Annotated in this window: 13 protein-coding genes; 6 read left to right on the forward strand and 7 right to left on the reverse strand. The window is 53.5% G+C overall.

What is annotated here, in order from left to right:
* Positions 1–67 precede the first annotated feature (67 nt).
* Complete coding sequence (locus C3432_RS21395) at positions 68–808, reverse strand: MipA/OmpV family protein (RefSeq protein WP_103778667.1); 741 nt, start codon at positions 806–808, stop codon at positions 68–70.
* Between the two features lie 121 nt (positions 809–929).
* Between C3432_RS21395 and C3432_RS21400 the strand changes: the two genes are divergently transcribed.
* Together C3432_RS21400 and C3432_RS21405 are read left to right on the forward strand one after the other, a co-directional pair.
* Complete coding sequence (locus C3432_RS21400; protein WP_103778669.1) at positions 930–1865, forward strand: LysR family transcriptional regulator; 936 nt, start codon at positions 930–932, stop codon at positions 1863–1865.
* 43 nt (positions 1866–1908) lie between these two features.
* On the forward strand, positions 1909–2268 hold the full coding sequence (locus C3432_RS21405; RefSeq protein ID WP_146050948.1) for a hypothetical protein: 360 nt from the start codon (positions 1909–1911) through the stop codon (positions 2266–2268).
* A 42-nt stretch (positions 2269–2310) separates the two neighbouring features.
* Here C3432_RS21405 and aldB read toward each other — a convergent pair whose 3' ends face one another.
* The 5 genes from aldB to C3432_RS21430 all read right to left on the reverse strand — a co-directional run bounded on the left by aldB (position 2311) and on the right by C3432_RS21430 (position 9683).
* Positions 2311–3849, reverse strand: a complete 1539-nt coding sequence (aldB, locus tag C3432_RS21410; RefSeq protein WP_103778673.1) for an aldehyde dehydrogenase AldB — start codon at positions 3847–3849, stop codon at positions 2311–2313.
* Positions 3850–4177: 328 nt separating this feature from the next.
* Positions 4178–5329: an L-threonine dehydrogenase gene (gene yiaY / locus C3432_RS21415; RefSeq protein WP_103778675.1), complete on the reverse strand. Its 1152-nt coding sequence runs from the start codon at positions 5327–5329 to the stop codon at positions 4178–4180.
* 326 nt (positions 5330–5655) lie between these two features.
* Positions 5656–7503: a selenocysteine-specific translation elongation factor gene (selB, locus tag C3432_RS21420; RefSeq protein ID WP_103778677.1), complete on the reverse strand. Its 1848-nt coding sequence runs from the start codon at positions 7501–7503 to the stop codon at positions 5656–5658.
* Positions 7500–8891, reverse strand: coding sequence for an L-seryl-tRNA(Sec) selenium transferase (gene selA / locus C3432_RS21425; protein ID WP_103778679.1), 1392 nt, complete (start codon positions 8889–8891; stop codon positions 7500–7502). The genes selB and selA overlap by 4 nt, the downstream gene beginning before the upstream one ends.
* 183 nt (positions 8892–9074) lie before the next feature.
* Positions 9075–9683 (reverse strand): glutathione S-transferase, encoded by a 609-nt coding sequence (locus C3432_RS21430; RefSeq protein ID WP_103778681.1) that lies wholly within the window; start codon positions 9681–9683, stop codon positions 9075–9077.
* A 561-nt stretch (positions 9684–10244) separates the two neighbouring features.
* Between C3432_RS21430 and mtlA the strand changes: the two genes are divergently transcribed.
* The 3 genes from mtlA to mtlR all read left to right on the forward strand — a co-directional run bounded on the left by mtlA (position 10245) and on the right by mtlR (position 13998).
* Positions 10245–12152 (forward strand): PTS mannitol transporter subunit IICBA, encoded by a 1908-nt coding sequence (gene mtlA / locus C3432_RS21435; RefSeq protein WP_103778683.1) that lies wholly within the window; start codon positions 10245–10247, stop codon positions 12150–12152.
* A gap of 110 nt (positions 12153–12262) precedes the next feature.
* Entirely contained in the window at positions 12263–13411 is a 1149-nt protein-coding gene (gene mtlD, locus C3432_RS21440; protein WP_103778685.1) for a mannitol-1-phosphate 5-dehydrogenase, read from the forward strand.
* A complete protein-coding gene (gene mtlR, locus C3432_RS21445; protein ID WP_146050949.1) occupies positions 13408–13998 on the forward strand; it encodes a mannitol operon repressor MtlR in 591 nt (196 codons plus the stop codon). Before mtlD ends, mtlR begins: the two co-directional genes overlap by 4 nt.
* Positions 13999–14010: 12 nt before the next feature.
* On the opposite strand, the gene C3432_RS21450 is transcribed toward mtlR, so the two are convergent.
* The gene (locus C3432_RS21450; protein ID WP_103778687.1) at positions 14011–14220 is read right to left on the reverse strand and encodes a hypothetical protein; all 210 of its coding nucleotides are present in this window, start codon (positions 14218–14220) and stop codon (positions 14011–14013) included.
* Positions 14221–14508: 288 nt separating this feature from the next.
* On the opposite strand from C3432_RS21450, the gene C3432_RS21455 reads away from it, so the two are divergent.
* A complete protein-coding gene (locus tag C3432_RS21455) occupies positions 14509–14871 on the forward strand; it encodes a YibL family ribosome-associated protein (protein ID WP_103778689.1) in 363 nt (120 codons plus the stop codon).
* The last annotated feature ends 77 nt before the right edge of the window (positions 14872–14948 follow it).

Consider the following 14948-nt stretch of genomic DNA (forward strand, 5'->3'; position numbering starts at 1 on the left):
GCCTTATCCGGGCTGGGAGTTATCCCTCCAGCCCGGATAAGCGAAGCGCCGTCTGGCATTTCAAAACTCAGAAGCGCCAGCTCACCCCAGACAGGAAGGTGAAGCTGTCGTCGCGATCGACCATCGGACTCTTTTTGATATCATCCGGCAGAACGCTATACGTGGCGCTCGCCAGCAGAACCAGATTGTCAGTCAACGGATATTTTGCGGCGAGGCCCACGTACGGCGTCCAGCTGTCATCTGGCGAGTAGCCCGCTAAACCGCTGCGGCGGGATTCGCTACCGGATACGCCGTAGTAATACTGGTTAAAATTCTCGTCATAGTAGAGAACGCCCATGGACGGCGTAAGGGTGAATTTCCCCATCAGCATCGGGCGGAAATATGAAATCTCACCGACCCAGCCGTTGCTGTTATTCAGTATATCGGCAGCGGCGGAGACTTTCAGACTGCCCCATTTCTCATGGTGATACCATGCCGCCCCGGCCATCGCGGTACTGTCGCGCTTATCGAGTTGACGCATGGCGCGATCGTCATTGTCTGACGGATCAAACTCCAGCGGCATCCAGGAAGCCGTGACGCTAAATTCATTTGTCTCACTCTTTGAGAGAATGTAGCCCAGCGTAGTTTGTCGGAAATAAAAAGAGTTGCTTTCATAGCTGGCAAGGGGGACTGCATGCGTATTTTTATTATACCCGTGATAAGGTGATTCATTATATACCGCACCCGCACCAAGCGATAAATCTGCGGCCGTGGCATTCGCCATAAAAGAAACAGCAACCAGCGCCACGATATTGCGTGTCGTTAACATTTCCGATAATCCATTTTAAATAAGCAACAAGGCGCGGGAATAATAATGCTTACAATTTCATCGATGCAACGGCCATATTTATATAGTAATATATAAATTCATATATATATTGGACTTCGCGATGAATAAATTACAACTCAAACCCCGGGAACTGAAGATTATCTCGGTTATCGCTGCCAGTAACAATATCAGCCACGCCGCAACCGTTCTCGGTATCGCTCAGGCTAACGTCAGCAAATATCTTGCTGATTTTGAATCAAAAATCGGTTTAAAAGTTTTCGACAGAACCACCCGACACCTCACCCTGACCCCTTTTGGCACCGCACTGCTGCCTTACATTAATGACGTTCTGGACAGAGATAACCAGCTGAATAACTTCATTGCTGATTATAAGCATGAAAAACGGGGGCGGGTGACAGTATATGCACCAACGGGAATCATCGCATATTTATCAAAATACGTTATCGCAAAAATTCAGGATATTGGTGATATTACGCTGTCGTTGAAGACCAGCAACCTTGAGCCAAGGGCATTTTATGAAGGCGTCGAGTTTCCGGACGACTGCGATATCTTAATCACCTACACACAGCCCAAAGATGAATCTCTGGTCGCCAGCTTTATTACCAAATATGCTGTCACGGCGTTTGCCAGTCGAAACTATCTCGCCCAACACCCTATCAGTCGCCCTGACGAACTGGAAAAGCACTCATGCATTCTGATTGACTCGATGATGATTGATGATGCCAATATCTGGCGCTTTAATGCCGCTGGCAGCAAAGAGATGCGCGATTACCGCGTAAGGGGAAACTACATTTGTGACAATACGCAGTCGGCACTTGAGATGGCGCGTAACGATCTGGGGATTGTATTTGCCCCCAAAGAGTACGTGAAAAACGAGGTCCACTCCGGAGTACTGGTTCCCTGTTTTTCCGAACAACATGAATGGTGGCTGGATTTGGTGGTGATATTCCGCAAGCGTGAGTATCAGCCCAGGCGCGTCCAGTTTATCCTTGATGAAATACTCAATGAGATCCGTCGGCAGGTTCTGAACCGTTAGTCGGTCACATGCTCGTATTTTATTAAATGTCAGAATACAGGTAATGTATTCACTTCGTGATTACTTTCCCAATACAGAGGCGAATATGGACGGCAAAAAGGATGTTTCCCCAGAAGTTAACGTTAAGCGAGTGAAAGCATCCATCATCTACCGGTTAATGCTGATTGGCTTTGGGATCCCGATGCTCGGCTTTAGTTTTATTTGCGGTTTAATGGGTGTGTTTGGCTATGACATGGTGAAATGGAACAATCAAACGATTCACGGCTTGCTCGCCCTGCCCACAGCGCTGCTCAGCGGCATTCTTCTCAGCCTGCTGTTTACCGTGTTTCTGGGTTCGGTCACCTGTTTAGGTTTATGGATCTACAGCCGTTTTCGCCCTTTGCAGGTTAAGGTGCTTGATTAAATTCATCCTGCCGGACACATCTGTCCGGCAGGATCTGCATCATTAAAAAAGCCCCAGCGGTTTATCGGAATAGCTCACCAGCAGGCATTTGGTTTGCTGGTAGTGCTCCAGCATCATCTTATGCGTCTCACGACCTATCCCCGACTGCTTGTAGCCACCAAACGCGGCATGTGCCGGATAGGCGTGATAGCAGTTCGTCCATACGCGTCCGGCCTGGATCCCGCGCCCCATTTTATAAGCCAGACTGCCGTTTCGACTCCAGATCCCGGCACCGAGGCCATACTGAGTATCGTTGGCGATCTCCAGCGCCTCTTCCATCGTTTTGAACGTGGTTACCGCCAGCACCGGGCCAAAAATCTCCTCCTGGAAAACTCGCATATTGTTCTTACCAGACAGGATCGTGGGTTCGAGGTAATACCCCTCTTTCAGCTCTCCTTCCAGTTCCTTACGCCGCCCACCGGTCAGCACGTCCGCCCCCTCTTTTTTACCGATATCAATGTAATTGAGGATAGTTTCCAGCTGGCCGTGGGAAACCTGCGCCCCCATCTGCGTCACACTGTCGAGAGGGTTACCGCTGCGAATGCTCTCCACGCGGCGAATTGCGCGTTCCATAAAACGTTCGTAAATCGATTCCTGTACCAGTGCGCGACTCGGGCAAGTACAGACTTCCCCCTGGTTAAAGGCGAATAATGCAAAGCCTTCCAGCGCCTTGTCGAAGAACGAATCCTCTTCATCCATCACATCGGCAAAGAAGATATTCGGCGATTTTCCGCCCAGCTCGAGCGTGACCGGAATAATATTTTGCGTGGCGTACTGCATAATCTGCTGCCCGACTTCCGTCGAGCCGGTAAAGGCGACTTTCGCAATGCGCTTCGAGGTTGCCAGATACTCACCGATCTCACCGCCTGCCCCGTTGACCACGTTCACAACGCCCGGCGGCAGCAGATCGCCAATGACCTCCATCAATAGCAGGACGGAAAGCGGTGTCAGGCGCGCCGGTTTGAGCACCACACAGTTGCCTGCCGCCAGCGCTGGCGCCATCTTCCAGCTCGCCATCAGCAGGGGGAAGTTCCACGGAATAATTTGCCCGACCACGCCAAGCGGTTCGTGGAAATGGTAGGCCACCGTTTCACTATCCACCTCGCTAATTCCCCCCTCCTGGGCGCGAATACAGGAGGCAAAATAACGGAAATGGTCAATTGCCAACGGCACATCCGCAGCGCTGGTTTCACGGATTGGCTTACCGTTATCCCAGGTTTCGGCCGTCGCCAGCAGTTCTAAATTTTGCTCCATACGATCGGCAATCTTGAACAGAATGGCCGCGCGATCCTGCACGGAGGTATGCGCCCATTTATCTTTCACTTTGTGCGCGGCGTCGAGCGCCAGGTCAATGTCCCTTTTGCCTGAAGAGGCGACTTCGCACAGCAGCTGCCCGGTAACTGGCGTCAGGTTCTGATAATACTCACCGTCGGCAGGTGCCACCCACTCCCCACCAATGAAGTTGTCATAGCGGGCCTTTAATTTCAGGGGAAATCCATATTCGCCGGGCTGAATACGCGTTGAAGGGGGATTATTGGTCATGACCGTCTCCTTGCAGTAGAGGTATAACAAGGGTAGACGGCGCTGGCGAAATATTCGGCAACGGATCCCAGCTTTACGACTGTGGTCACGTTATACGAAGTGGCCGAGGCAGATGTGCCGGATGGCGGTTATGCTCGTCATGCTTCAAGTTGCAGATGGGGCGGCTTTGTTACCCGACCCATCCCTGGGACTCGCCCCTGCGGGGCCAGCGCAAGCGCTGTTCAAAACGATGACGCCGTTTTGTCCTGCAACTCGAATTATTGAGAGTATATATCTTATCCGGTCTGGGCAATTACGCGCTTCACAGGCCCCGCCATCCGCCAGTGTATTACATCGCGCTACGGTAGATTGCGACGATCTCGTCGTGGGTCGCCTGAATTGGGTTAGTCAGGCCGCAGGCGTCTTTCAGTGCGTTAGTCGCCAGAACCGGGATATCCTCTTCCTTCACGCCAAGATCGCGCAGCCCCGCCGGAATATTCACCTGCTGTGCCAGTTGACGGATCGTATCAATGCACGCTTTCGCACCGTCGGCTCCGGTCATACCGGCGACGTTCACGCCCATTGCGGCTGCGCAGTCACGCAGACGATCGGCAGCGACCTGGCTGTTGAATACCTGCACGTGTGGCAGCAGCACCGCATTGCACACTCCGTGCGGCAGATCGTAGAAGCCGCCTAACTGGTGCGCCATCGCGTGCACATAGCCCAGAGAGGCGTTATTAAATGCCATCCCCGCCAGGAACTGCGCATACGCCATCGCTTCACGCGCCTGCGCATTGCTACCCTCGTCCACGGCGACGCTCAGGTTCCCGGCGATCATGGCAATCGCTTTCAGCGCGCAGGCGTCGGTAATGGGCGTAGCGGCAATGGAAACATACGCTTCAATCGCGTGGGTCAGTGCATCCATCCCGGTCGCCGCGGTCAGTGATTTCGGCATCCCCATCATCAGGGAAGAGTCATTCACCGAGAGCAGGGGTGTAACGTGCTTATCGACAATCGCCATTTTAATGTGGCGCTCAACGTCGGTAATAATGCAAAAACGGGTCATTTCGGAGGCCGTGCCTGCCGTGGTGTTAATCGCGATCATCGGCAACTGCGGTTTTGCAGAGCGATCAACGCCTTCATAGTCACGAATATCGCCACCGTTCGCCGCCACCAGCGCAATACCTTTCGCGCAGTCGTGCGGAGAACCACCACCTAACGAGATAACGCTGTCGCAGCCGTGCTCTTTGAGAATTTTTAGCCCGGCAGCCACGTTTAACGTGGTCGGATTAGGCTGCGTGCCGTCATAAATCACGCTAAAAATATTGCGTTCCTGCAACGCGTTTTGAATATCACCCGCCATGCCTAATTTCGTCAGCATACTATCCGTGACAATTAATGTGCGGCGAAATCCAAACTCCGCCATTGTATTCATTGCCTCCTTTAATGAATCAGCGCCAATTATATTCACGGAAGGAATGAAAAACGTTGAAGCAGCCATTGTACTATCCTTAATTATTTAAATAAGGCGGGCAGCATACGAATGAATGTCCTGCAAAAATATGATCATTGTTGTTATTTAATGTTCGGAAAATTTAAATAGCACATTAGGTTCATCTTCTAATGTGCTATTTATACTCGCTATACTTCAATTTAAATCAATATACTCGTTATACTTCAGGTTGCAGATGCGTTGGCTTTATTACCCGGCCCATCCGTGGGCCTCGCCCTTTCAGGGCCGCTGCAAGCAGCGTTCCTGAAAATAAAATTATTTAGAGTATATATTTTTTGTATTAATATATTTCTCTCTTAAATTAATCGTTTCATTCATTCCTTTGCCGGAAATAATAGCGCATCGCGTAATAAATGATCGTTCCCCCGGCGACGGGTAAACCCGATGCGGTCAAAATATTCCAGGATCTGAATAGCGAGTTTTCGCCCGACGCCCAGCCGATCGCGGAAATCCGCCGCGCAGGTTGAACCCCGCGCCTGATCCAGTTCGCGTATCAGGTTTGCAAACGCCACAATGCGATCGTTACGATAATAGCGATCCTTCACGATCGCGGTAATCATCCCCTGCTGCGCAGCCTGACGGAGCACCAGCCGCATGGTTTGTTCTTCGGTTCCTGTCTCGCGCGCCAGATCGCGCACCCACCAGGGTTCGTCATTAAATAACGGTTCGGCCTTTTGCCAGACCGCCAGCTGCTCTTCGCTGAAACCGGCTTTGTGCTCCGGCAGGTGCAGCCAGCCGTGATGGCTGTGAATCTCGCCACTGTCGCGCATCCGCTCAATCAACAGCAGCACCAGCGCTTCGTCTTCCATCGGCAGCGCCATCCGCCGCAGACGCTCCCGTCCCGGCCCTGGCTCATCGCGATGCTGTTCGTGATAGGTCGCCAGCGTATCGAGAATTTTTCTCTGCCAGCGGGCAGCCACCGGCGCATTCAGCAAACTGTATCCCGCCTGGATAAAGCCAGACTGCTGAATCAGTCCCCGCAGGCCGTCGCCGTTAAGCTGACGCGCCCACGCAAAGTCTGGCAGGTTGACTGCCCCACGCGCCAGATGCACCGCCAGCGCGGCTGCGTCATCCTGAGCCGCCGCCAGCGAGGTCAGCCATTGCAAATATTCTGGTTTGCGTTTACCACGACGTGGCGGATTGAGCGCAACCACACGCGCTCCGGCAAGCGTGCTACGTGCGGAGATATCACGCAGCACCAGGCGGTCGTTGTCGGCCACCCACAGCGGAGTGTCGAATACCAGCTCCGCCAGATTGCCCTCCAGCAATGAGACACGTCCGGTCACATGGCTGGCGGCATGGTGAATATGCAGCGGCTGCCACTGCGTAAGTGGAACATGGCTCTCCAGCGCAACGATAATTCGCGAGAATGGTTCAGGCGGCGCATCAGAGAGCAGCCAGTCGCCGCGATTTAGCTCATCTTTTTCGGCATCACCCGCAATATTCAGCGCAATGCGCTGCCCGGCATGTGCGCATTCTGTCGCCTGGTTTTGCGCGTGCAGACCACGTACGCGCATCGTTTTGTTAACGCCGGTGAGCCACAGCGTATCACCCACGTTCACTTCACCGCTGAGCGCCGTACCGGTCACCACCAGTCCGGCGCCCTTTACGGTAAATGCACGATCGATCGCCAGACGGAAACTCTGATTACCGGCATGCGCACGGGCAGGCAGTTGCTGCAAATGTTCACGCAGCGCCTCAATGCCGCGCCCTTCAGTGGCGGCTGTTACAAACAGCGGAGCCGCAGCAAAACCGTATTCACGCAGTACCTCAGGAACCTGTTGCGCCACCTCCGCGATCCGCGCCTCATCCACACGGTCAGCTTTGGTCAACGCCACCGTCAGCGTCGGGTTGCCGGTTAACTGCAAAATAGCCAGATGCTCTCGCGTCTGTGCCATCACGCCGTCATCACAAGCCACCACCAGCAGGGCGTGATCGATACCCCCCACGCCGGCCAGCATGTTGGAGAGAAACTTCTCGTGGCCTGGGACGTCGATAAATCCCAGCACGCGACCATCCGGCTGCGGCCAGTAGGCATAACCGAGATCGATAGTCATGCCACGCTTTTTCTCTTCCGGTAAGCGGTCGGCATTGACGCCCGTGATCGCCTGTAGCAGCGTCGTCTTACCGTGGTCAACGTGTCCGGCAGTAGCAATAATCATTTCAACAACATCTCCATAAACCGGGTCTCATCTTCAAGGCAGCGTAAGTCCAGCCACAGACGACCATCGTAAATCCGTCCAGTCACCGGTACGGGTAGCGCGCGCCAACGTGCAGCCAGCGCGTCAAGACGGCTTCCGCGTCCGTCATGCGGCGTGAAGGTCAATGCCGCGCTGGGTAGCCTGTCCACGGGCAGCGAACCGCTGCCAATCTGCGACAGGCACGGCATGACGTTTACCGAGAATTCGTTTTCGTAATGCGCGACGAGCGCCGTTTGCAGTCGCTGCGCCTGTGCCTGAATGACCTCTGCGCTGCGGGTTAGCAGACGTAACGTCGGTAATTTTTCTGCCAGCGCTTCCGGATGCAGATAGAGACGTAACGTCGCTTCCAGCGCCGCCAGGGTCATTTTATCTGCCCGGAGCGCTCGTTTAAGCGGATGACTCTGCAACTGCGCGATCATCTCTTTCTTGCCGACGATAATCCCGGCCTGCGGCCCCCCCAGCAGCTTGTCGCCAGAGAAGCTGACCAGGCTGACGCCAGCGGCAATAAGCTGCTGCGGCATAGGCTCTTTCGGCAAGCCATACTGACTGAGGTCAATCAGTGAACCGCTGCCCAGATCCGCCACAACCGGAATATCCAGCTCTTGTCCGATAGCCGCCAGCTCTGTTTCATCAACTGTTTTGGTGAAACCTTCAATGCTGTAATTACTGGTATGCACTTTCATCAGCAGAGCCGTATTTTCGTTCACTGCCTGGCGATAATCCCTGGCGTGCGTCCGGTTGGTCGTCCCCACCTCATGCAGAGTACACCCCGCCTGGCGCATCACATCCGGAATGCGAAACGCACCGCCAATCTCCACCAGCTCGCCGCGGGAAACGATCGCTTCTTTCCCATTCGCCGTGGCTGCCAGCATCAGCAGTACCGCCGCCGCATTATTGTTGACGATGCAGGCATCTTCCGCGCCGGTGATACGACACAGTAAATCTGCCAGCGCACGATCGCGATGCCCGCGTCCTGCGCCATCCAGATCGTACTCCAGCGTCACCGGCGAACGCATCGCCTCAGCCACGGCGTCGATAGCCTCTTGTGCCTGTAGCGCGCGTCCGAGGTTGGTATGCAGCACTGTCCCCGTCAGGTTAATCACCGGTCGCAGCGCGCTTTGCGCCTCTTTTTCCAGCCGGACATCCGCTTCTTGCGCCCAGTTGTCGCACCACGCTGGCAGAGCCTGCGTACTGAGTATCACCTCTCTTGCTTCATCCAGCATCTGGCGCAGCAGATCGACCACGCGAGTATGACCATACATGTCACGCAGGGGGAGAAAGGCGCGGTCACGCAATAAGCGATCAATGGCAGGAAGCTGACTGTAGAGCGAATGCGTTTCGGTTGTCATGAAAAAGCCCGGCTGTTGGTGACCCTCCCCACGACGGAGAGGAATGTCGACATGAGGGGGATTGTAACGTGAGTTTGCTCAGGCGGACACATACCCTAAATAATTCGCGTCGCAGGAAGGCGGCATGTGATTCGGGTCAGTGAATGCAGCAGCAGCCTGAAGGATAACGGATATTAATGCGTATCAGGCCTTTGGCGGTTCCGTGCGGGCAAAGCTTTCACGCTGGAAGAGCGTTTCCACCAGTTTGACCAGATGGGGTCTGTCCACACACCAGCCTGGCGCCACACGACGGAAATTGAGATAGCCTACGGCGCAGGCAATGGCGATGGTTGCCAGATTCACCGTATCGGTCCTTATCGTCCCGTCCACCAGATACCCCTCCAGCGCATCCAGGCTACGGTTAATTTTCTCACGTTGGCGCAATAGCTCAGTTTCAGACTGTTGTGCTGCGGGCCGCGCCTGTTCACGTACCGAAACCAGCCCGGCATCCATGATGCCGTCAGCCAACGCTTCAAGCTGCCGTACCTTTAGCGACGCCAGGGATTCGCGCGGCAGCATGGCCGGGGCGATATCCAGCAGTTCGATGTATTGCGCGATAATCGGCGAATCGTACCAGAACTCCCCATCATCGGTGACCAGCGCCGGGACTTTACCCAGAGGGTTATAGTGCGCCACGCCGTTTTCCGCGTTATAGGGCAGTTCATTAACAAATTCGAAAGTGATGCCCTTTTCCAGCAACAGAATGGAAATTTTGCGTACAAACGGGCTGGTGTAGCTGCCGATGAGTTTCATGTTCAGTCCTTTTTGCCAACAAAAATATCAGTATGGCTCAGGCCAGGGCAAAAGACAGGTGATGGCCCTCTCAATAATCCCATCAGCCATGACATTGACGTCAATATTTGGATTCAAATCTATCAGCGCCGGCAGTCGGGTTATCATTTTCACGGCGAGAGGTTGCTCAATTACACCGCCGATTGTTACCAGGGAGAAAAGGTGCTCAGGATCGCGTCTGTGAATTGACCATTGAAAATATCTTGTGACTGATATCACAAAAACCCAACAAACAATCAAAATATAAACGTGATAACAGTCACATATTAATGCCATTTATCGTCAATAAATCCAGTTTGTTGTTTTTTTACACACCAATTTTGTGATCAAAATCACATCATTTACCTCTCTACCCCCTATATTTATGTGACTCAAATCACATATAAGGTTCCCGACTGGACAGTTAAACGATTCAGTGCCAGATTTCGCAGTATCTACAGGGTCCGGCTACCTCTGCCGCTACATTAACAAAACCTCGGGCTAACAGCCTGCGCGTCAGCAAACATAAGAAGGGGTGTTTTTATGTCATCCGATATTAAGATCAAAGTGCAAAGCTTTGGTCGATTCCTCAGCAATATGGTGATGCCAAATATCGGCGCGTTTATCGCGTGGGGTATTATCACCGCATTATTTATTCCAACAGGGTGGTTGCCGAACGAAACGCTGGCGAAGCTGGTCGGTCCAATGATCACCTATCTCCTGCCGCTGCTGATCGGTTACACCGGTGGTAAGTTGGTGGGCGGTGACCGTGGCGGCGTGGTGGGTGCTATCACCACCATGGGCGTTATCGTCGGTGCCGATATGCCGATGTTCCTCGGTTCAATGATTGCCGGTCCGCTGGGCGGCTACTGCATCAAGAAATTCGATAACTGGGTAGACGGTAAGATCAAATCCGGTTTTGAAATGCTGGTGAATAACTTCTCCGCTGGCATCATCGGTATGATCCTCGCTATCCTGGCATTCCTCGGCATTGGTCCGCTGGTTGAAGGTCTGTCTAAAATTCTGGCCGCTGGCGTTAACTTCATGGTTGTCCATGACATGCTGCCGCTGGCGTCTATCTTCGTTGAACCGGCGAAAATCCTGTTCCTCAACAACGCCATCAACCACGGTATCTTCTCGCCGCTGGGCATTCAGCAGTCCCATGAGATGGGCAAATCCATCTTCTTCCTGATTGAAGCCAACCCGGGTCCGGGGATGGGCGTTCTGCTGGCGTACATGTTCTTTGGTCGCGGCAGCGCGAAACAGTCTGCGGGTGGCGCGGCCATCATCCACTTCCTGGGTGGTATCCACGAAATTTACTTCCCGTATGTGCTGATGAACCCGCGTCTCATCCTGGCGGTTATCCTCGGCGGTATGACCGGCGTCTTTACGCTGACTATCCTGAACGGTGGTCTGGTTTCTCCGGCTTCTCCGGGTTCAATCCTGGCCGTACTGGCGATGACGCCAAAAGGTGCCTACTTCGCTAACATCGCGGCGATCTGCGCAGCAATGGCGGTTTCCTTTGTTGTCTCCGCTATCCTGCTGAAAACCAGCAAAGTGAAAGAAGACGACGACATTGAAGCGGCAACCCGTCGTATGCAGGACATGAAAGCAGAATCTAAAGGCGACTCTGCGCTGTCTGCCGGCGACGTCACTAACGACCTGAGCCACGTTCGTAAAATCATCGTGGCCTGTGACGCCGGTATGGGTTCCAGCGCAATGGGTGCGGGTGTGCTGCGTAAGAAAGTCCAGGATGCCGGGCTGACGAACATCTCGGTGACCAACAGCGCAATCAACAACCTGCCGCCGGATGTTGACCTGGTCATCACCCACCGCGATCTGACAGAACGCGCAATGCGTCAGGTGCCACAGGCGCAACATATTTCGCTGACCAACTTCCTGGATAGCGGCCTGTACACCAGCCTGACCGAGCGTCTGGTGACTGCCCAGCGTCATACCGACAACGAAGTGAAGGTACGCGACAGCCTGAAAGACAGCTTTGATGAAGGCAACAACAACCTGTTCAGGCTGGGTGCGGAGAATATCTTCCTTGGCCGTAAAGCCGCGACCAAAGAAGAAGCGATTCGCTTTGCCGGTGAGCAGCTGGTAAAAGGCGGCTACGTTGAGCCAGAGTATGTCGATGCGATGCTGGAACGTGAAAAGCTCACCCCGACCTATCTGGGCGAATCCATCGCGGTACCACACGGCACCGTTGAGGCGAAAGATCGCGTGCTCAAAACCGGCGTGGTGTTCTGCCAGTACCCGGAAGGCGTGCGCTTCGGTGAAGAAGAAGATGACATTGCCCGTCTGGTGATTGGTATCGCGGCCCGTAACAACGAGCACATCCAGGTGATTACCAGCCTGACCAACGCACTGGATGATGAATCCGTGATCGAGCGTCTGGCGCATACCTCCAGCGTGGAAGAAGTGCTGGAACTGCTGAATAAATAATCTCACTCTCTTCCCTCTCCCCAACGGGGAGAGGGTTTGGGTGAGGGGGAAAGTTATGCAGTCCCTCACCCCAGCCCTCTCGGGTAAAAACATTAATGAAGGTTAACACTATGAAAGCATTACATTTTGGCGCAGGTAATATCGGTCGTGGCTTTATCGGCAAACTGCTGGCGGACGCGGGGATACAACTGACGTTTGCGGATGTAAACCAGGTCGTGCTCGATGCCCTGAATGCCCGTCATAGCTACCAGGTTCATGTCGTGGGTGAAAATGAGCAGGTCGATACCGTCTCCGGCGTCAACGCGGTTAGCAGCATCGGTGATGACGTCGTTGAGCTGATTGCCCATGTTGATTTAGTCACGACCGCAGTGGGTCCCGTTGTTCTTGAGCGTATCGCCCCGGCTATTGCTAAAGGATTGCTCAAACGTAAAGCGCAGGGCATTGCCACACCGCTGAACATCATTGCCTGTGAAAACATGGTGCGTGGTACCACGCAGCTGAAAGGCCACGTGATGAATGCCCTGGCCGGGGAAGACAAAGCCTGGGTCGATGAGCATGTCGGTTTCGTTGATTCCGCTGTCGATCGCATCGTTCCGCCTTCGGCCTCCGCCACTCACGATCCGCTGGAAGTGACCGTTGAGACCTTCAGCGAGTGGATTGTCGACAAAACGCAGTTCAAAGGCGAGCTGCCAGACATTCCGGGGATGGAATTAACTGATAACCTGATGGCATTTGTCGAACGTAAACTCTTCACGCTGAACACCGGGCATGCTATAACCGCGTACCTCGGAAAATTGACCGGTCACCAGACCATCCGTGACGCGATTCTCGATGAGAAAATTCGTGCCGTGGTAAAAGGGGCAATGGAAGAGAGCGGCGCGGTGCTGATCAAACGCTACGGTTTTGATGCTGATAAACATGCGGCATATATCCAGAAAATCCTCGGTCGTTTTGAAAACCCGTATCTGAAAGATGACGTTGAGCGCGTTGGCCGCCAGCCGCTGCGTAAACTGAGCGCGGGCGACCGTCTGATCAAACCGCTGCTCGGTACGCTGGAATACGGCCTGCCGCACATCAATCTGGTCAAAGGTATCGCCGCGGCTATGCATTTCCGCAGCGAAGAAGACCCGCAGGCGCAGGAGCTGGCGACTCTGATTGCAGAGCAAGGGCCGCAGGCCGCGCTGGCGCAAGTCTCCGGACTGGATGCAAACAGCGGAGTGGTAGCGGAGGCGGTTAACGCATATAACGCGACCAAATGATACCAACTGCGGCGCAGGTCAGCCTGCGCCCGAATAACAGATTGTCAGATATGCAGGCAATAATGGAACAAACCCAGGCCTTTGAAAATCGTGTGCTTGAGCGTCTGAATGCTGGCAAAACCGTACGGAGCTTCCTGATCAACGCCGTCGAGTTACTCACCGAGGCGGTGAACATTCTGGTGCTTCAGGTCTTCCGCAAAGACGACTACGCGGTGAAATACGCTGTGGAACCGTTGCTCGATGGCGATGGTCCGCTGGGCGATCTCTCGGTGCGTCTGAAACTTATTTATGGTCTGGGCGTGCTCAACCGCCCTGAGTATGAAGATGCAGAACTGCTGATGGCGCTGCGTGAGGAGCTCAATCATGACGGCAATGAGTACGCCTTCACCGACGATGAAATTCTTGGGCCGTTCGGCGAACTGCACTGCGTGACGGCGCTTCCGCCTCCCCCGCAGTTTGACCCATCAGATCCCAGTTTGTACGCCATGCAAATTCAGCGCTACCAGCAAGCAGTGCGCTCAACGATGGTACTTTCTCTGACCGAGCTGATTTCGACAATCAGCTTAAAAAAAGCCTTTCAAAAATAGAGCCATACCGGCTTATCGCTTCTCTTCCTGCCGTGGCTGATAAAGTTGTCGATAATATTCCAGCCGTTGCAGATACATCTGCGCATTTTCTTTGGGTATCTCTCTGGGGACGATATTACGCGGGGGCGTTCTGTTCAGATATTCACGAAACGCCTGACTCGAAGCCATGAAATCGACAGCTTTATCAATAAGAAGCGGAACGTTCTCACCTATTTTCGCCATGATGATCTCTCCGTGTTTTCTCCGCGTCGGGGATGCGCGGCCGCTCATTTGAGTTTAGGATCGTATACCTAATAATATTAAGGAAAACGTGCTTAATCCGCGAGCAGCAAACCAGGACTTACATGATCCGGTTATTGTCTTAAATCCTATTTCGATCAAGTGATTACAAAAAATAATTAGCAGCTTAATACTCGCTGTATTGGATTATTTTTATCCCATTAGTTGTTAATAATCCTGCTCTGCGCGCATAATATGGGACATCCACCTTATTCCTGCAGAAGCTATCCCATGAAAGAAGTTGAAAAAAACGAAATTAAACGTCTGAGCGATCGTCTGGACGCGATTCGCCACCAGCAGGCAGAGCTGTCGCTGGTTGAAGCCGCCGATAAATACGCGGAGCTTGAAAAAGAGAAAGCGACGCTGGAAACCGAAATTGCCCGCCTGCGCGAAGTCCACAGCCAGAAGCTGAGCAAAGAGGCGCAAAAGCTGATGAACCTGCCGTTCCGCCGCGCAATTACTAAAAAAGAGCAAGCGGATATGGGCAAACTGAAGAAAAGCGTCCGTGGTCTGGTCGTTGTCCATCCGATGACGGCATTAGGCCGCGAGATGGATCTCAAAGAAATGACTGGTTTCGCAAAAACCGAGTTCTGAAATCCCACCGGGCGGCACTCACGCTGTCCGGTCCCCCTCCTGAATTGGCCCTACCAATCTCCGCGCAATACGACCAT

Origin of the sequence: Citrobacter amalonaticus, from assembly GCF_002918555.1 — a bacterium.
Taxonomy (GTDB): domain Bacteria; phylum Pseudomonadota; class Gammaproteobacteria; order Enterobacterales; family Enterobacteriaceae; genus Citrobacter_C; species Citrobacter_C amalonaticus_A.

Coding starts and splice junctions, on each gene's coding strand:
- C3432_RS21395 (WP_103778667.1), bottom strand. CDS start 808: ATGTTAACGACACGCAATATCGTGGCGCTGGTTGCTGTTTCTTTTATG.
- C3432_RS21400 (WP_103778669.1), top strand. CDS start 930: ATGAATAAATTACAACTCAAACCCCGGGAACTGAAGATTATCTCGGTT.
- C3432_RS21405 (WP_146050948.1), top strand. CDS start 1,909: ATGTATTCACTTCGTGATTACTTTCCCAATACAGAGGCGAATATGGAC.
- aldB (WP_103778673.1), bottom strand. CDS start 3,849: ATGACCAATAATCCCCCTTCAACGCGTATTCAGCCCGGCGAATATGGA.
- yiaY (WP_103778675.1), bottom strand. CDS start 5,329: ATGGCTGCTTCAACGTTTTTCATTCCTTCCGTGAATATAATTGGCGCT.
- selB (WP_103778677.1), bottom strand. CDS start 7,503: ATGATTATTGCTACTGCCGGACACGTTGACCACGGTAAGACGACGCTG.
- selA (WP_103778679.1), bottom strand. CDS start 8,891: ATGACAACCGAAACGCATTCGCTCTACAGTCAGCTTCCTGCCATTGAT.
- C3432_RS21430 (WP_103778681.1), bottom strand. CDS start 9,683: ATGAAACTCATCGGCAGCTACACCAGCCCGTTTGTACGCAAAATTTCC.
- mtlA (WP_103778683.1), top strand. CDS start 10,245: ATGTCATCCGATATTAAGATCAAAGTGCAAAGCTTTGGTCGATTCCTC.
- mtlD (WP_103778685.1), top strand. CDS start 12,263: ATGAAAGCATTACATTTTGGCGCAGGTAATATCGGTCGTGGCTTTATC.
- mtlR (WP_146050949.1), top strand. CDS start 13,408: ATGATACCAACTGCGGCGCAGGTCAGCCTGCGCCCGAATAACAGATTG.
- C3432_RS21450 (WP_103778687.1), bottom strand. CDS start 14,220: ATGGCGAAAATAGGTGAGAACGTTCCGCTTCTTATTGATAAAGCTGTC.
- C3432_RS21455 (WP_103778689.1), top strand. CDS start 14,509: ATGAAAGAAGTTGAAAAAAACGAAATTAAACGTCTGAGCGATCGTCTG.